Annotated in this window: 14 protein-coding genes; 4 read left to right on the top strand and 10 right to left on the bottom strand. The window is 71.8% G+C overall.

Annotated features, from left to right (window positions below):
• Nucleotides 1-7 precede the first annotated feature (7 nt).
• Nucleotides 8-1048, bottom strand: a complete 1041-nt coding sequence (locus tag ACIRSS_RS44320) for a LacI family DNA-binding transcriptional regulator (RefSeq protein WP_400906685.1) — start codon at nucleotides 1046-1048, stop codon at nucleotides 8-10.
• A gap of 121 nt (nucleotides 1049-1169) precedes the next feature.
• On the opposite strand from ACIRSS_RS44320, the gene ACIRSS_RS44315 reads away from it, so the two are divergent.
• From ACIRSS_RS44315 to ACIRSS_RS44300, 4 genes are all read left to right on the top strand, one after another.
• Nucleotides 1170-1559: a hypothetical protein gene (locus ACIRSS_RS44315; protein ID WP_400906683.1), complete on the top strand. Its 390-nt coding sequence runs from the start codon at nucleotides 1170-1172 to the stop codon at nucleotides 1557-1559.
• A 10-nt stretch (nucleotides 1560-1569) separates the two neighbouring features.
• Nucleotides 1570-2646 carry a sensor histidine kinase gene (locus tag ACIRSS_RS44310; RefSeq protein ID WP_400906681.1) on the top strand — a complete coding sequence of 359 codons (1077 nt, stop codon included), beginning with the start codon at nucleotides 1570-1572 and terminating at the stop codon, nucleotides 2644-2646.
• Entirely contained in the window at nucleotides 2643-3251 is a 609-nt protein-coding gene (locus ACIRSS_RS44305; protein WP_400906679.1) for a response regulator, read from the top strand. Before ACIRSS_RS44310 ends, ACIRSS_RS44305 begins: the two co-directional genes overlap by 4 nt.
• A gap of 66 nt (nucleotides 3252-3317) precedes the next feature.
• Nucleotides 3318-3914, top strand: coding sequence for a DsbA family protein (locus ACIRSS_RS44300; protein WP_400906677.1), 597 nt, complete (start codon nucleotides 3318-3320; stop codon nucleotides 3912-3914).
• Between the two features lie 13 nt (nucleotides 3915-3927).
• Here the strand turns inward: ACIRSS_RS44300 and ACIRSS_RS44295 are convergent, their stop codons facing one another.
• Genes ACIRSS_RS44295 through ACIRSS_RS44255 form a run of 9 tightly spaced genes read right to left on the bottom strand, consistent with a single transcriptional unit; the run spans nucleotide 3928 to nucleotide 14898 of the window.
• Entirely contained in the window at nucleotides 3928-5319 is a 1392-nt protein-coding gene (locus ACIRSS_RS44295) for a rhamnulokinase family protein (protein ID WP_400907795.1), read from the bottom strand.
• Nucleotides 5319-6740, bottom strand: a complete 1422-nt coding sequence (locus tag ACIRSS_RS44290; protein WP_400906675.1) for an arabinose isomerase — start codon at nucleotides 6738-6740, stop codon at nucleotides 5319-5321. The genes ACIRSS_RS44295 and ACIRSS_RS44290 overlap by 1 nt, the downstream gene beginning before the upstream one ends.
• Nucleotides 6741-6748: 8 nt before the next feature.
• A complete protein-coding gene (locus tag ACIRSS_RS44285) occupies nucleotides 6749-8767 on the bottom strand; it encodes a bifunctional aldolase/short-chain dehydrogenase (RefSeq protein ID WP_400906674.1) in 2019 nt (672 codons plus the stop codon).
• Nucleotides 8768-8769: 2 nt separating this feature from the next.
• Nucleotides 8770-9936 (bottom strand): L-rhamnose isomerase, encoded by a 1167-nt coding sequence (gene rhaI / locus ACIRSS_RS44280; RefSeq protein WP_400906671.1) that lies wholly within the window; start codon nucleotides 9934-9936, stop codon nucleotides 8770-8772.
• Between the two features lie 5 nt (nucleotides 9937-9941).
• Nucleotides 9942-10277 carry an L-rhamnose mutarotase gene (locus tag ACIRSS_RS44275; RefSeq protein ID WP_400906669.1) on the bottom strand — a complete coding sequence of 112 codons (336 nt, stop codon included), beginning with the start codon at nucleotides 10275-10277 and terminating at the stop codon, nucleotides 9942-9944.
• Nucleotides 10277-11338 carry a rhamnose ABC transporter substrate-binding protein gene (rhaS, locus tag ACIRSS_RS44270; RefSeq protein ID WP_400906666.1) on the bottom strand — a complete coding sequence of 354 codons (1062 nt, stop codon included), beginning with the start codon at nucleotides 11336-11338 and terminating at the stop codon, nucleotides 10277-10279. Before rhaS ends, ACIRSS_RS44275 begins: the two co-directional genes overlap by 1 nt.
• 5 nt (nucleotides 11339-11343) lie before the next feature.
• Nucleotides 11344-12351 (bottom strand): ABC transporter permease, encoded by a 1008-nt coding sequence (locus ACIRSS_RS44265; protein ID WP_400906663.1) that lies wholly within the window; start codon nucleotides 12349-12351, stop codon nucleotides 11344-11346.
• Nucleotides 12344-13384, bottom strand: a complete 1041-nt coding sequence (locus ACIRSS_RS44260) for an ABC transporter permease (RefSeq protein WP_400906659.1) — start codon at nucleotides 13382-13384, stop codon at nucleotides 12344-12346. Before ACIRSS_RS44260 ends, ACIRSS_RS44265 begins: the two co-directional genes overlap by 8 nt.
• The gene (locus tag ACIRSS_RS44255; protein WP_400906656.1) at nucleotides 13381-14898 is read right to left on the bottom strand and encodes a sugar ABC transporter ATP-binding protein; all 1518 of its coding nucleotides are present in this window, start codon (nucleotides 14896-14898) and stop codon (nucleotides 13381-13383) included. Before ACIRSS_RS44255 ends, ACIRSS_RS44260 begins: the two co-directional genes overlap by 4 nt.
• Between the last annotated feature and the right edge of the window lie 118 nt (nucleotides 14899-15016).

Genomic DNA, 15016 nt, shown 5'->3' with positions numbered 1-15016 from the left:
CGCTGGCTCAGGCCGAGTCGCGGATCACCAGCTCCGGGTCGAAGATCACCGACTCCGCGCGCCGCGCCGGGTCGGCCATGCGCTCCAGGACCATCCGGGCCATCGCCGCGCCCATCTCCTCGACCGGCTGGCGGACCGTCGTCAGCCTCGGCCGGCAGCTCAGCGCCACCCTGCTGTCGTCGAAGCCGATCACCGCCACGTCGTCCGGCACCCGCCGGCCCGCTTCGCGCAGCACCGTCAACGCGCCGTACGCCATCAGGTCGTTGGCCACGAACAGCCCGTCCAGCCCCGGTTCCTCGGCCAGCAGCCGCTCCATCGCGCGCTCGCCGCCGTGCTCGGTGAAGTCGCCCTCGGCGACCGCCACGTACGCGTGGCCGTGGCGGGCCATCGCGTCGCGGAACCCCGCCAGCCGGTCCTGGCCCGCCGGTGTCCCCGCCGGGCCCGCGATCGTCGCGACGCGGTGGCACCCGCGGGACACCAGGCGGTCCGCGGCCAAGCGGGCGCCGTCCTGGTGGGCGACGTCGACGTAGCTCACCGGCGCCGGCCGGCCCGGCCGCGCGAACAACGCCGTCGGGACGCCCGCGTCGGTCAGCATCCGCGGCAGCGGGTCCTCCGCCGGGTGCAGCGAGATCAGCAGCACTCCGCTCACCTGCTCCTGCCGCAGCTTCGGGACGAGCTTCTCCCGCTCTTCGTCGCTGTCGACGAGCATCAGCAGCGGGTGCAGCCCCTGCGGGCGCAGGTGCGCGACCACCCCTTCGACCACCCGGCCGAAGAACGGGTCGCCGAACACCCCGCCGAAGGCTTCGATGTGCCGTTCCGGCTCGGACACCACCAGCGCGACCCCGCCCGTGCGGCGCGTGACCAGCGACCGGGCCGCGCGGTTGGGCACGTACCCGGTGGCGGCGATCGCGCGTTCGACGGTCTCCCGCAGCTTCGGGTCGACGTTGCGCACGCTGTTGACCACGCGGGACACCGTGGCCCGCGAGACGCCGGCGACCCGCGCGACGTCCTCCAGGGTCGGCGGCGCCGAGGGCGGGTGCGTCGTCACCCCTTCTTTGTAGCACGCTGTGAGAGCGCTCTCCCAGTCCCGCGCCGATGACAAATGTCATGGACGGCCGGTGTGGGACGGCACTGCCCCCGGATACCCCCGCGAGACGAGCATTTCCGGCATGACCACCACCTCTCGAACCGAGACCGGCTTCCGGCCCGTCCTCCTGCTCACCGGCGGCTACGCCGCGCTCAGCGTCCTCACGCTCGTCGTGATCGTGCTGTTCCGGAACGACCACGCGATGGTGACCGACGCGGTCTGGGTGCGCGCCACCCTCGTCGTCGCCAGTTCGCTGCTGACGTTCGCCTTCGCCCGCAGCGCGGCCCGCGGGTCGCGGAAGGGACTGCTGAGACTGCGGATCGTCGCCGCGGTGATGCTCGTGGCGATCGTCGTCATCGTCGCCCTGCCGGGGTTGTTCCCGGTATGGCTGCGGATCGAGCAGGCCGTCTGCGGGCTGCTGCTGCTCGGTGTCACGGTGCTCGTCAACGGCCGGCGCGCGCGGGCCCGGTAGCGTGCCGGTCGTGGACAGGACGGAACCGGCCGACGTGCAGCGCTGGGTGCGCGGCTGGCGGGTGATGGTGCTCGACGCGGGCATGCTCGTCTACCCGGCCGTGACCGTGCCCGGGGTGCTGGAGCACTCGACGGGCCGCGCCGCGGTCGCCGGCTGCGTGCTCGTCCTGGTTTTCGCCGGCTGCTACGTCCTCGCGGCGCGGGCCGCGGCGCGGCGGGCGGCACGCCGGTTCTGGCCACTCCTGGGGGTATTGGCCGTCCTGTTCGCCGCCGCGCTCCCCTTCGCCCACGCCGAAGCGTTCTTCCTCGCCACGGTCGTCGTGTCGCTGGCCGTGCCGCGGCTGCCGCGCCACTCCGGCGCGCTCGTCGTCGTCGCAGCGGTCGCGGCGCTGGTCGTCCCGTGGGTGCTGTGGGACGGCCCGGGCTGGACGCAGGCCGTCGCGCTCGTCTTCACCGTGCTGGTCGTCTACGCCTTCGCCGAGGCCGTCCGCGCCAACGCCGCCCTCGTCGAGGCGCGCGCCGAGGTCGCGCGGCTGGCGTCGGAGGCCGAACGCACCCGCATCGCCCGGGACCTGCACGACCTGCTGGGCCACTCGCTGACCGCGATCACCGTCAAGAGCACCCTGGCCCGGCGGCTCGTGGACGCCGACACCGCCCGCGCGGGCGAGGAGATGACCGCCGTCGAGACCCTCGCCCGCCAGGCGCTGACCGACGTCCGCGCGGCGGTGTCCGGCTACCGCGAAGTCACCCTGGCCGGTGAGCTGGCCCGCGGCCGCGAGCTGCTGCGCGCGTGCGGCGTCGCCGCCGACCTCCCGACCGCGGCCGACGTCGTGGGCCCGGCCCACCAGGAGCTGTTCGGCTGGGTCGTGCGGGAGGGCCTGACCAACGTGGCCCGGCACGCGCGCGCGACCCGCTGCACGGTCACCCTCTCGGAGTCCACTGTGGAGGTCGTGGATGACGGCGTCGGCGGCTCTCCCGACGAAGGCTCGGGGCTGGCCGGGCTGCGCGAACGCGTCCGCGCCGCCGGCGGGCAGTTCCGGGCCGGGCCGGTGCGGCCGCGCGGCTGGCGGTTGCGGGTGACGGTGTGACCATCCGCCTGCTGCTCGCCGACGACCAGGAGCTGGTCCGCCAGGCGCTGTGCGCGCTGCTCGCGCTCGAGGACGACTTCGAGGTGGTCGCCTCCGTGGGCCGCGGCGACGAAGTCGTCGACGCGGCGCGCGAGCACCGGCCCGACGTCGCCCTGCTGGACATCGAGATGCCGGGCCTGGACGGGCTCGCCGCCGCGGCGGTGCTCGCCGCGCAGGTGCCGGACTGCCGCGTCGTCATGCTCACGACGTTCGGCCGCGCGGGCTACCTGCGCCGGGCGATGGACGCGGGCGCGGCCGGGTTCGTGGTCAAGGACGCCCCGGCCGACGTCCTCGCCGACGCGATCCGCCGCGTGCGGGCCGGTGAGCGCGTGGTGGACCCGGCGCTGGCCGTCGCCACGCTCGCCGCGGGCGAGTCGCCGCTGACCGCGCGGGAACGGGACGTGCTCATCACCGCCCGCACCGGCGCCACGGTCGCCGAGATCGCGTCCCGGCTCTACCTGTCCGAAGGCACCGTGCGCAACTACGTCTCGGCGGCGATCACCAAGACCGGCGCGCGCAACCGCGTCGAGGCGGTGCGGATCGCCGACGAGCGCGGCTGGCTCTGATTGGCCCGGTCCGGTCTCCCGGAATTGGATCTTCTGCCGGGCCGTTCGGCGCCCTAGGTTGGCTCTGTGAAAACCGTTGACCTGTGGTTCGACCCGGTGTGCCCGTGGGCGTGGATCGCCTCCCGGTGGCTGCTGGAGGTGGAGGCCGTCCGCGAGGTGCGGACGCGGTTCCACGTGTTCAGCCTGTCGCTGCACAACGAAGGGCGGGAGGTGGACGACTGGTACCGCGGCTGGCTCGACGAGCGCTGGGGTCCGGCGCGCGTGGCGCTGGCCGCCGAGCGCGCGCACGGGAACGAGGTGCTGCGCGACCTCTACACCGCGCTCGGCACGCGCTTCCACCGCGACAAGGAGCCGGTCTCGCGCGAAACGATCGTCGCCGCGCTGACGTCGGTGGGCCTGCCGGCGTCGCTGGCCGACGCCGCCGAGTCGCCCGACCTCGACGCGGACCTGCGCGCCGGCAACCGCGCGGCGCTCGACCCGATCGGCGAGGACCTCGGCGTCCCGGCGCTGCACGTGGACGGCAACGCGTTCTTCGGCCCGGTCGTCAGCCCGGTCCCGCGCGGCGAGGAGGCCGGGCGGCTGTGGGACGGCGTGCTGCTCGTGACCGGCACGCCGGGGTTCTTCGAGCTGAAGCGGGGCCGCGGCCGTCCGGTGACGAGCTAGGTGTGGAGGAGAATCAGCGTCGCAGCCGGGCTTCCGCCGCGTCCCAGTCGCCGCCGCTCGACGGCTCGTAGCGGCGGACTTCCTGCGTCTCGCGGACCAGGGCCCGCATCGACGCCAGGTCCGGCAGGTCCTCCCCCAGCGCGCGGGCCTGGACCAGCACGTTGCCCAGCGCCGCCGCCTCGACCGGGCCCGCCAGGACCGGGACCCCGCACGCGTCCGCCGTCAACCGGCACAGCAGTTCGTTGCGGGCGCCGCCGCCGACGATGTGGACCACGTCGATCGTGCGGCCCGTGATCGAAGCCGCCGTCCGGAGCGTGCGCCGGTACGCCAGTGCCAGGCTGTCCAGGATGCACCGGACCACCTCGGCTCGCGTGCCGAGTGGGCGTTGGCCGGTCGCCGCGCAGGCGGCCGCGATCCGGGCCGGCATGTCGCCGGGCGGTAGGAACTCCGGCGCGTCGATGTCCACCACCGCCGCCAGAGCAGGCGCGGCAGCCGCCGCCGTGAGCAGGCCCGGCAGGTCCGAAGTGGACCACGTCCGCAGCGTCTCCGACAGCACCCACAAGCCCATCACGTTGCGCAGAAAGCGGATCGTCCCGTCGACACCGCCTTCGTTCGTGAAGTTCGCGTCCAGCGCCGCGTCACTCAGCTCCGGCGCGGGCAGCTCCAGGCCCGCCAGGGACCACGTGCCCGACGAGATGTATGCGAAGTTCGTCCCGGGGGAGGCCGGCACGGCGACCACCGCGGACGCCGTGTCGTGCGAGCCGACGGCGACCACGGGCACGCCGGACAGCTCGCGTGCCTTCCCCACGACCGTGCCGGGGTCCCGCAACGGCGGCAGCAGCCGCGGCGGGATCCCGACCTTCGACGCCAGCGAAAGAGCCCAGGTCCGCGCGCGCACGTCGTAGAGCTGCGTGGTCGACGCGTTCGTGCGTTCGGCCCCGATCTCCCCCGTCAGCCAGTAGTTCAGCAGGTCCGGGACGAGCAGCATGGTCGCGGCGGCGTCGAGCCGGTCACCTTCGGCCACCAGCTGGTACAGGGTGTTGAACGGCAGCTGCTGCAACCCGGTGACGTCGTAGAGCTCCCGGTCGGGCACCGGAACGGTGACCCCGACGGTGCGCGGATCGCGGTAGTGGACGGGGTTGCCGAGCAACGCGCCCCGCTCGTCGAGCAGCCCGTAGTCGACGGCCCACGAGTCGATGCCGACACCATCGAGAGCGCCGGCTTCCCGGATCCCGGCGAGGGTTTCGCGGTACAGGCCCAGGACGTCCCAGTACAGCACCGGCCCCGCCTGGATCCCGCCGTTCGGGAACCGCCGCACCTCCTCGACGGCCAGGACCGACGGCCCGATCGTCCCGGCCATCACGCGCCCGCTCGACGCGCCCAGGTCGACGGCCGCCACCCGCATCACGGGTTCACCACGGTCAGCTCCAGGCCGAGCAGGTCCGCGACGGCCGTCAGCTCGCCGGCGCGGTGGCCGGTGCCGAGGGCCCAGTGGTGCGCGATGCCGCTGGCCGACCACGCGTCGGTCCACTCCCCCGGGTCGCAGCCGAAGTCGACGCGGGACGTCGTGTTGCCGATCCTCAGCAGTGGTCCGGGCACGACCGTGCCTTCCGAGGCGATGAGCGTGAACGTCCCGTCGCGGCGCTGGCCGAGCCCGCACAGCGTCACCGGCCCGGGCTTGACGTCGAACTCGACCGAGACGCCCCAGCCGCGCTTGCCGTGGTAGACGCCGAGGCCGCGCAGCAGCGGCTTGCGCGCGCTGATGCCGAGGTGCGCCGGGCCGTCGTGGCCCATCTCGACCACGTTGTCGCGGAAGTTCAGCGCCTGCAGCTCGGTGAACGAGCCGCCCGCGCCGAGCCGGTCCATGACCAGCATCGCCAGGGACGTCCGCAGCTCGTACTCGCCGACGGCCGGGATGCCGCGTGCGGTGAGCAGGGACGCGCCGAGGATGAACCCGGCGCCGACGCGTTCGTGCGTCTCGCCGTCGAGGCCGCGGTGGTAGTAAGCCAGGGAGTCGAGCGAAAAGTCTTCGACCAGCCGGTCGAGGGCCACCGAAACCCGGGCGCCCCAGGCGAAGTCTTCGTCCACTACGGACTCGTCCACAGTGAACACTTCGCGAGCGAGGTCGACCCGCGCGGCGGTCTCGTCGTCGGTGACCTTCTCGACGCGCACCCGCAGGTCGTCGATCTCCAGGATCTCGACGTGCCCGCCGAGCTGGCCGGACACCAGCGTCGGGTCCGTGGAGACGTCCATCATGCCCGGGTAGAGGTGCCCGAGCAGTCCGTGGCGGCCGTGCCGCAGCGCCGCCCGGACGCCGGCCGCCTTGATCCAGCGTTCGATCCGCGTCCACGCCCGCGGGTCCTCGAGGTAGCCGGACACCGAACGGAACTCGACGCCGACGCGGCGGAACGCGTTGGCCATCTCCGGCAGCGGGCAGGCCCCGCAGTAGGCCAGCCACGCGCCGGTGTCGAAGGACTCGTGGTCCATCGCCTCGGTCGGCTGCAGGTTGAGCAGCAGCACCGGCGCGCCCGAGCGCTGCGCGACCGGGGCCAGCATGCTGGAGGTCAGGTACGTCGTGAGGAACCCGATGATCAGGTCGCACCCGGCCACCCGGAGTTCTTCCGCCGCGGCCGCCCCTTCGACGGCGTCGGAGACGAACCCGGCGTCGACGACCTCGCAGTCCATTCCGGACAGTCGTTCAGCGACCCGCCGGGCGGAGGCTTCCAGTTGCGGCAAAAGGGAAGGGAACTGCGGCCAATACGCACCGAGGCCGCCGGAGACGAGCCCGACGCGGGTCTTGCGCGGCGTGATGCGGTCGAGGGTCATCGGAGCTCCTAACGCAGGAACGCGGCGGCCACCCCGGCGTCCACCGGCACGTGCAGGCCGGTGGTGTGGGTGAGGTCGCCGCCGGTGAGGGCGAACACCGCGGCCGCGACGTGCTCGGGCAGCACCTCGCGCTTGAGGATGGTCCGCTGGGCGTAGAACTCGCCGAGCTTCGCCTCCTCGACGCCGTAGACCGCGGCGCGCTGGGCACCCCAGCCGCCCGCGAAGATGCCCGAGCCCTGGACGACACCGTCGGGGTTGACGCCGTTGACGCGGATGCCGTGCCCGCCCAGTTCGGCGGCCAGGAGGCGGACCTGGTGGGCCTGGTCGGCCTTCGCGGCCCCGTAGGCGACGTTGTTCGGTCCGGCGAACACCGAGTTCTTCGAGGAGATGTAGACGATGTCCCCGCCGATGCCCTGGTCGATCATCGCCTTGGCCGCCGCGCGGGCGACCAGGAATGAGCCCTTCGCCATGACGTCGTGCTGCAGGTCCCAGTCGCGTTCGGTCGTCTCCAGCAGCGGCTTCGAGATGGACAGGCCGGCGTTGTTGACCACGAGGTCGATCCCGCCGTACGCCAGTGCGGTCGCGTCGATCGCCGCCTGCACCGCCGCGGCATCGGTGACATCGGCGGTGACGGCGGTCCCGCCGATCTCCGCCGCGACTTCCGCGGCCGCGTCGCCGTTGAGGTCGGCGATCGTCACGCAGGCACCCTCGGCCGCGAGCCGCTGGGCGATGGCCTTGCCGATGCCCGAACCCGCGCCCGTGACCAGGGCGATCCGCCCGGCCAGGGGCTTGGGCTTCGGCATCCGCTGCAGCTTGGCCTCTTCGAGCGCCCAGTACTCGATCCGGAACTTCTCGCTCTCGGGGATCGGCGCGTAGGTCGAGACGGCTTCGGCGCCGCGCATGACGTTGATGGCGTTGACGTAGAACTCGCCCGCCACCCGAGCGGTCTGCTTGTCCTTGCCGAAGGAGAACATCCCGACTCCCGGCACCAGCACGATCGCCGGGTCCGCGCCGCGCATCGCGGGCGAATCCGGGGTCGCATGCCGGTCGTAGTAGGCGGCATACTCCGCACGGTATTCGGTATGCAGTTCCTTGAGCCGGGCGACGACATCGTCGACCGGGGCCGTCGCGGGCAGGTCGACCACCAGGGGACGGACCTTGGTGCGGAGGAAGTGGTCCGGGCAGGACGTGCCCAGCGCGGCCAGCGGCGCGAGCTTCTCCCGCGAAAGGAACTCCAGCACGACGTCGCTGTCGGTGTAGTGCCCGACCTGCCGCTGGTCGGTCGAGGCCAGCCCCCGGATCACCGGAGCCAGGGCAGCCGCACGCGCGTGGCGCTCGGTTTCGGGAAGCGCCTCGAAGCCGGGGACGACCGGCCCGAACGGCTCGGCGATCCCGCGGTCGGCCAGGAACCTCTCGGCCGTGCGGATGATCTCCAGGGAGTTGCGCTCGCACTCCTCGGAGGTCGCGCCCCACGCCGTGATGCCGTGCCCCCCGAGGATGACGCCGATGGCCTGCGGGTTCGCGGCCTTGACCGCGGCGATGTCCAAGCCGAGCTGGAACCCGGGCCGCCGCCAGTCCACCCACGCGACGCGGTCGCCGAAGCACTCCTTCGTCAGCGCGGCGCCGTCGGCCGCGGTGGCCAGCGCGATGCCGGAGTCCGGGTGCAGGTGGTCGACGTGCTGGGCCTCGACGAGACCGTGCATCGCGGTGTCGATCGAGGGAGCCGCGCCGCCCCGGCCGTGCAGGCAGTAGTCGAACGCGGCGACCATCTCGTCCTCGCGCTCGACACCCGGGTAGACGTCCACCAGCGACCGCAACCGGTCGAGCCGCAGCACCGCGAGACCACTTTCCTTGAGCGTGCCGAGGTCGCCGCCGGAGCCCTTGACCCACAGCACCTCCGTCGGCGCGCCGGTCACCGGGTCGGTGACGGCGCCCTTGGCGGAGGTGTTGCCGCCGGCGTAGTTGGTGTTGCGCGGGTCGGCCCCGAGCGCGTTGCTGCGCGCGATGAGCTGCTCCGGCACCGTCATGCTCATGCTCCCCATCCGGCCTGCGTGCCGCCGGCGCGCTCGGCCACGATCTTCTCCTGGTACCCGCTGCGGTGGTAGGCCGCGACGGGGTCCGGGTCGAGCCCGGCGTCCTCGCGCAGCTCGGCCAGCAGCGGCCGGACGTCGGTGTTGTAGGCGTCCATCAGCACGGCGTTCGCGGCGAGCACGTCACCCGCCTGCTGGGCCACGCGCAACGCCGGACGGTCGACGAGCAGCGCCTTGGCCGTCGCCTCCTGGACGTTCATCACCGACCGGATGATCGCCGGGATCTTGGCCTCGATGTTGTGGCACTGGTCGAGCATGAACGCAATACCGTATGCAGGATCCAACGCATCCCCGCGGACGATCTCGTACATGATCCGGAACAGCTGGAACGGGTCCGCCGCCCCGACCATCAGGTCGTCGTCGGCGTAGAAGCGCGAGTTGAAGTCGAACGCGCCGAGCTTCCCCGCGCGCAGCAGGAACGCGACGATGAACTCGATGTTCGTGCCGGGGGCGTGGTGGCCGGTGTCGATGCACACCGTCGCCCGCTCCCCCAGCTCGACGCAGTGCGCGTAGGACGTGCCCCAGTCCGGGACGTCGGTGGCGTAGAACGCGGGCTCGAACAGCTTGTACTCCAGCAGCATCCGCTGGTTCCCGCCGAGCCGGTCGTAGGTCTCCTTCAACGCCGCGGCCAGCCGGTCCTGCCGGTCGCGGATGTCGTCCTGGCCCGGGTAGTTGATGCCGTCGGAGAACCAGAGCTTGAGGTCGCGCGACCCCGTGGCGTCCATGATGGAGATGGCTTCGAGGAGGTGGTCGGTGGCCTTGCGCCGGATCCCGGCGTCGGGGTTGGTGACCGAGCCGAGCTTGTAGTCCTCGTCCTGGAAGACGTTCGTGTTGATCGCGCCGATCTCGACGCCTTGGTCCCGCGCGTACACCGTCAGGGCGCCGTAGTCGTCGACCTTGTCCCACGGGATGTGCAGCGCCACGCTCGGCGCGACCCCGGTGAACCGGTGCACGGTCGCCGCGTCGGCGATCTTCTCCTCGGGCGTCCGCGGGACGCCGGGCTGGGGGAACACCTTGAACCGGGTGCCCGAGTTCGCGTACGCCCACGACGGCGTTTCGATGCGCTGGGCCCGCAAAGCCGCTTTGACCGCGGTCAAGTCACCCATGGCGATCACTGTCCTTCCTGGACGTCGAGGTGGAAGACCTCGTCGAGCAGCTGGAACCCCACATCCGGCGGACGACCGTCGAGGCCGGTGAAGAACTCCGCCATTTCCGCCTGCCAGCGGGTGTTGACGTCGGTCTCCGCCATGGCGGCCTGTGCGGCTTCGAGGTCGTCCGCCTCGACGTACCCGATCAGCAGGCCGTCGTCGCGGAGGAACAGCGAATAGTTGCGCCAGCCGGTGTCGTGCAGGGCCTGCCGCATCTCGGGCCACACCGCCCGGTGCCGCTCGGCGTACGCGGCCTTCCGCTCGGGCTTGACCTGGAGGCAGAAGCAGTACCGTGGCATCAGAAGTTGAACTTGTCGATGTTGTTCGCGTCGAACGTCGTCGGCGGGCCGAGGACGATCTCACCGCTCGCGCCGATCTTGTAGTCGCCGAGCTTGCCCGCCTTGAACGTCTCGCCCTCCTTGCCGGTGATCTGGCCGGACTTGAGCGCGACGCCCGCGTAGGCGGCGAGGTAGCCGATGTCGGCCGGGTTCCACAGCGCGAACTGCTTGACCGTGCCGTCCTTGACGAAGGCGCGCATCTGGTTCGGCGTGCCGAGGCCGGTCACCGCGACCTTGCCCTTGTAGCTGGACGAGCTGACGTACCGCGCGGCGGCCGCGATGCCGACCGTGGTCGGCGAGACGATCACCTTGAGGTTCGGGAACGACTGCAGCAGGCCCTGCGCCTCCTGGAACGACTTCTGGTCGTCGTCGTTGCCGTAGGCGATCTTGTCCAGCTTGAGGTTCGCGTACTCCGGCTTGGCCAGCTCCTTCTTCAGGACCTCGATCCAGGCGTTCTGGTTGGTGGCGTTCGGCGTCGCGGACAGCACCGCGATCTCGCCCGAGCCGCCGGAGAGATCCTTGGCCTGCTTGGCCAGCGCCTCGCCGATGCCCTGGGTGGTGGCCTGGTTGATGAAGACGTCGCGGCAGTCCTTGGCGGCGTCGGAGTCGAACGCGACGACCTTGATGCCGGCGCTGCGGGCCTGGTTCAGCGACGGGCACACGGCGTTCGGGTCGTTCGCGGCGATGCCGATGACGTCCTGCTGCTGCTGGATCAGCGTGTTGATGTAGCTGACCTGCGAGGACGCGCTGGCGTCGTTCGGCCCGACCAGCTTGTACTCGCCCTTCAGCTCGGCCAGGGCGTCCTTGCCGCCGCTGACCTCGATGTCGCTGTAGGGGTTGTTGAGCTGCTTGGGCAGGAAGGCCATCTTGACGCCGGTCGCCGCCGTGGCGTTCGGGTTCGCGGTGGCCGTGGACTGCTGGGCGCCGGAGCCGCTGCTGTCGTTCTTCGTGGTGCCGCCGCAGGCGGCCAGCACGAGCACCAGCCCGGCCGACACTGCGCCGGTGAGGAACCGTCGGGACATCTTCGTCACCTTTCTGGGGATACCGGAGCACTCGCTCGGTGCCGGCGGTTCAGTGCCGTCCGGACCGAGGACACGATGTTGGGCAGCAGGACCGACACGATGAGCAGCACGCCGGTCACGATGTTGAGCGCCTCGTTCGAGACGTCCTGCAGGCGCAAGGCGTTCTGCAGGGTCGCCAGCAGGACCACCCCGGCGAGCACGCCGGGCAGCGTGCCCTTGCCGCCGAAGATGGACACGCCGCCGAGTAGCACGGCGGCCACGACAGCCAGTTCGAGGCCGAAGCCGTTGTCGGCGCGGGCGCTGGAGTAGCGCAGGGTCCACAGGATCCCGGCGAGCCCGGCGACCGCGCCGGCGACGACGTACAGCCAGAACTTGAGCCGTCCGGTGCGGATCCCGGCGAACCGGGCCGCCTGCTCGCCCGCGCCGGCCGCGAACACGCCGCGGCCGATCGGCGTCGCGTGCAGCACGACGCCGAAGATCAGGGCCACGACGGCCAGCGGGACCAGGACGTTCGGGATCGGGCCGTCGCCGATGGTCCCGGTGACCCAGCTCGTGTAGTCCCGCGGGAAGTCGGCCACGGCACCGTCTCCCAGCACCACGAAGGCCAGCCCGCGGTACAGGGCCAAGGTGCCGATCGTGACGGCCAGCGACGGCAGCTTCAGCACGGTGACGAAGAAGCCGTTCAGCGCGCCGAGGACCGCGCCGAGCACGATGCAGAGCGGGATGATCGTCTCGATCGACAGGCCCGCGTCCCACAGCGAGCCCATCACCGCGGACGTCAGCCCGAGCGTGCTCGCCACGGAGAGGTCGATCTCGCCGGTGACGATGATGAACGTCATCGGCAGCGCGACCAGCGCGATCGGGAGCAGGTCGAGGAGCAGGAAGGTGAAGTTGCGGCTGGTGCCGAAGTTCTCGACGGCGCCCGAAGCGACGATCAGCACGACCACCGTCACGAGCACGACGGCGGCGTCCCAGCTGAGCAGCCGGCCGAGCGGGTTCGGTCGGTCAGACATGGGAATCCCTCTTCTTCAGTGCCTTGGCGACCCGGACGGCGACGAGCCGGTCGGCGCCGATGGCCAGCAGGATCAGCGCGCCGACGATCGCCTGCTGCCAGAACTGGTTGATGTCGAGCACCGCCAGAGCGCTGCCGATGACGGTGAGCAGCAGCGCGCCGAGGCCCGCGCCCCAGACCGAGCCGCTGCCGCCGAAGACCGCGACCCCGCCGACGACGGCCGCCGCGACGACGTTCAGCTCGTAGCCGGTGCCGGCGGCCGCGTCCACGGTGCCGAACCGGGCGGCGAACAGGACCCCGGCGAGTCCGGCGAGCGCGCCGCTGACCAGGAACGCGGCGGTCGTGTTGCGGCCGACGCGGATGCCGGCCAGCTGCGCGGCCTGCGGGCTCGACCCCATCGCGTACAGCTCGCGCCCGGCCGGGTAGCTGCGGAGCACGATCCCGGCGATCACCAGGACGGCCACCGCGATGAGCACGAGCCACGGCACGCCGAGCACCGACGCCGTCCCGAAGTCCAGGAAGGACGCGGGCAGCTTGTCGGCGTTGATCTGCTGGCCGCCCGCCCAGAAGTAGCTGACGCCGCGGTAGGCGTAGAGCGTGCCGAGGGTGACGACCAGCGCGGGCACCTGGCCGAACCGGACGAGCGCGCCGTTGAGCAGCCCGCAGACCGCGCCGACGCCGAGACCCACCAGCACGGCGACGATCACCGGCAGGCCGGGGTTGTCGCGCATCAGCGAGCCGACGGCGAAGGCGGCGAGGCCGAGCACCGAGCCGACCGAGAGATCGATGTTGCGGGTGATCATCACGATCGCCTGGCCGACGGCGAGCACCGCCAGGATCGCCGTGCCGAGCAGGATGTCGCGGATGCTCTGCCCGGACAGGAACCGGGAGTTCTGCGTGGCGGTGAACGCGACCAGGACGATCAGGGCGAGGACGATGCCGGATTCGCGGGCCTTGAACACGTTCGCGGTCCACGAGCGTCCGGCGTGGACGGCCGGGTCGCCGGTCACGGGCGCCTCCTTCGTGACGGTCATGCGGCGGCTCCCTGACCCATCGCGGCGTACATGACGGCGTCTTCGGTCGCGTCGGCGCGCGAAAGCTCGGCGACGAGCCGGCCCTCGCGCATGACGAGCACGCGGTCGGCCATGCCGAGCACCTCCGGCAGCTCCGAGGACACCATGACGATCGCGACGCCTTCGGCCGCGAGCGCCGACATCAGCCGGTGCACCTCGGCCTTCGTGCCGACGTCGATGCCGCGCGTCGGCTCGTCCACGATCAGCACCTTCGGCGCCATCGCGAGCCACTTGGCCAGCACGACCTTCTGCTGGTTGCCGCCCGAAAGCGTGCCGACGGGGTCGGCGAGGCGCCGGTACTTGGTGCGCAGGCGCTCGGTCCAGTGCCGGGCTTCCTGCCGCTCGCTCGCGCCGGTCAGGAAACCGAGCTTCGAGAGCGCGCGCGACCGCGGCAGCGTCACGTTCCGCTCGATCGAGAGGTCCATGATCAGGCCCTGCTGACGCCGGTCTTCCGGAACCAGCGCCATCCCGGCGGCCATTGCGGCCCGCGACGAGTGCGCCTTCAGCTTCTTGCCGCTGACCTTCACGACCCCGGCGTCCCGTTCGTCCACTCCGAACACGGCCTGGACGACCTCCGAGCGCCCGGAGCCGACGAGCCCGGCGAACGCGACGATCTCCCCCGCGCGCACGGAGAAGGAGATGTCGCGGAAGACGCCTTCGCGCGTCAGGCCTTCGACTTCGAGCACGACCGCGCCCGGCTCGACGTCCTGCTTGGGGAACAGGGCGTCGAGGTCGCGGCCGACCATCCGCTTGACCATGTCGTCGACCGTGACGTCGTCCAGGAGGTCGGTGGAGACGTGCTTGCCGTCGCGCATGATCGTGACGCGCTGGCAGAGCTCGGTGATCTCTTCGAAGCGGTGCGAGATGAACATGATCGCCGCGCCTTCCTCGCGCAGCGTCCGGGCGACGGTGAAGAGCCGGTCGACCTCGACGCGGCTCAGCGCGGCGGTCGGCTCGTCCATCACGAGCACGCGGGCGTCGGCGCTGAGCGCCTTGGCGATCTCGACGATCTGCTGGTCGGCGATCGACAGCCCGCGCGCGGGGCGGCCGGGGTCGATGCGGACGCCGAGGCGGGCGAAGAGCCGTTCGGCCTCTTCGCGGATCGCCGTCCGGTCGATGCGGCCCATGCTCTTGCGCGGGTGCCGGCCCATCACGATGTTCTCCGCGACCGAAAGGTCCGGGAACAGCGTGGGTTCCTGGTAGATCACGGCGATGCCGGCGGCCTTGGCGTCGGCGGGTGAGCCGAACTCGACCGGCCGGCCGTCCAGCAGCAGCGTGCCGTCGTCGGGCTTGTGCACCCCGGCGAGCATCTTCACGATCGTGGACTTGCCGGCGCCGTTCTCCCCGACCAGCGCGTGGGCTTCCCCGGCGTGCAGGCCGAAGCTCACGCCGGCGACGGCGGCGACCGCGCCGAACGACTTCGTCACGCCGCGCACCTCCAGCAGAGGGGCCCGGCCCGGTTCCTGCCGCGTCATCGCGACCTCCGGATTGAAAGGTTTCACAAACCTGGCGCGGTGACGCTACTATGCGGTCGGAGAGCAAGTCAATGAATCCGTCGAACCGTGGCCAAACGGCTTCTGGACCGGGCAGTTC

It is taken from the genome of Amycolatopsis sp. NPDC101161 (genome assembly GCF_044768185.1).
Lineage (GTDB): Bacteria > Actinomycetota > Actinomycetes > Mycobacteriales > Pseudonocardiaceae > Amycolatopsis.
Note: the sequence above shows the minus strand (reverse complement) of the source record. Positions and strands in the feature narration are given on the sequence as shown.

Coding starts and splice junctions, on each gene's coding strand:
- ACIRSS_RS44315 (WP_400906683.1), top strand. CDS start 1,170: ATGACCACCACCTCTCGAACCGAGACCGGCTTCCGGCCCGTCCTCCTG.
- ACIRSS_RS44295 (WP_400907795.1), bottom strand. CDS start 5,319: ATGCGGGTGGCGGCCGTCGACCTGGGCGCGTCGAGCGGGCGCGTGATG.
- ACIRSS_RS44290 (WP_400906675.1), bottom strand. CDS start 6,740: ATGACCCTCGACCGCATCACGCCGCGCAAGACCCGCGTCGGGCTCGTC.
- ACIRSS_RS44285 (WP_400906674.1), bottom strand. CDS start 8,767: ATGACGGTGCCGGAGCAGCTCATCGCGCGCAGCAACGCGCTCGGGGCC.
- rhaI (WP_400906671.1), bottom strand. CDS start 9,936: ATGGGTGACTTGACCGCGGTCAAAGCGGCTTTGCGGGCCCAGCGCATC.
- ACIRSS_RS44275 (WP_400906669.1), bottom strand. CDS start 10,277: ATGCCACGGTACTGCTTCTGCCTCCAGGTCAAGCCCGAGCGGAAGGCC.
- rhaS (WP_400906666.1), bottom strand. CDS start 11,338: ATGTCCCGACGGTTCCTCACCGGCGCAGTGTCGGCCGGGCTGGTGCTC.
- ACIRSS_RS44265 (WP_400906663.1), bottom strand. CDS start 12,351: ATGTCTGACCGACCGAACCCGCTCGGCCGGCTGCTCAGCTGGGACGCC.
- ACIRSS_RS44260 (WP_400906659.1), bottom strand. CDS start 13,384: ATGACCGTCACGAAGGAGGCGCCCGTGACCGGCGACCCGGCCGTCCAC.
- ACIRSS_RS44255 (WP_400906656.1), bottom strand. CDS start 14,898: ATGACGCGGCAGGAACCGGGCCGGGCCCCTCTGCTGGAGGTGCGCGGC.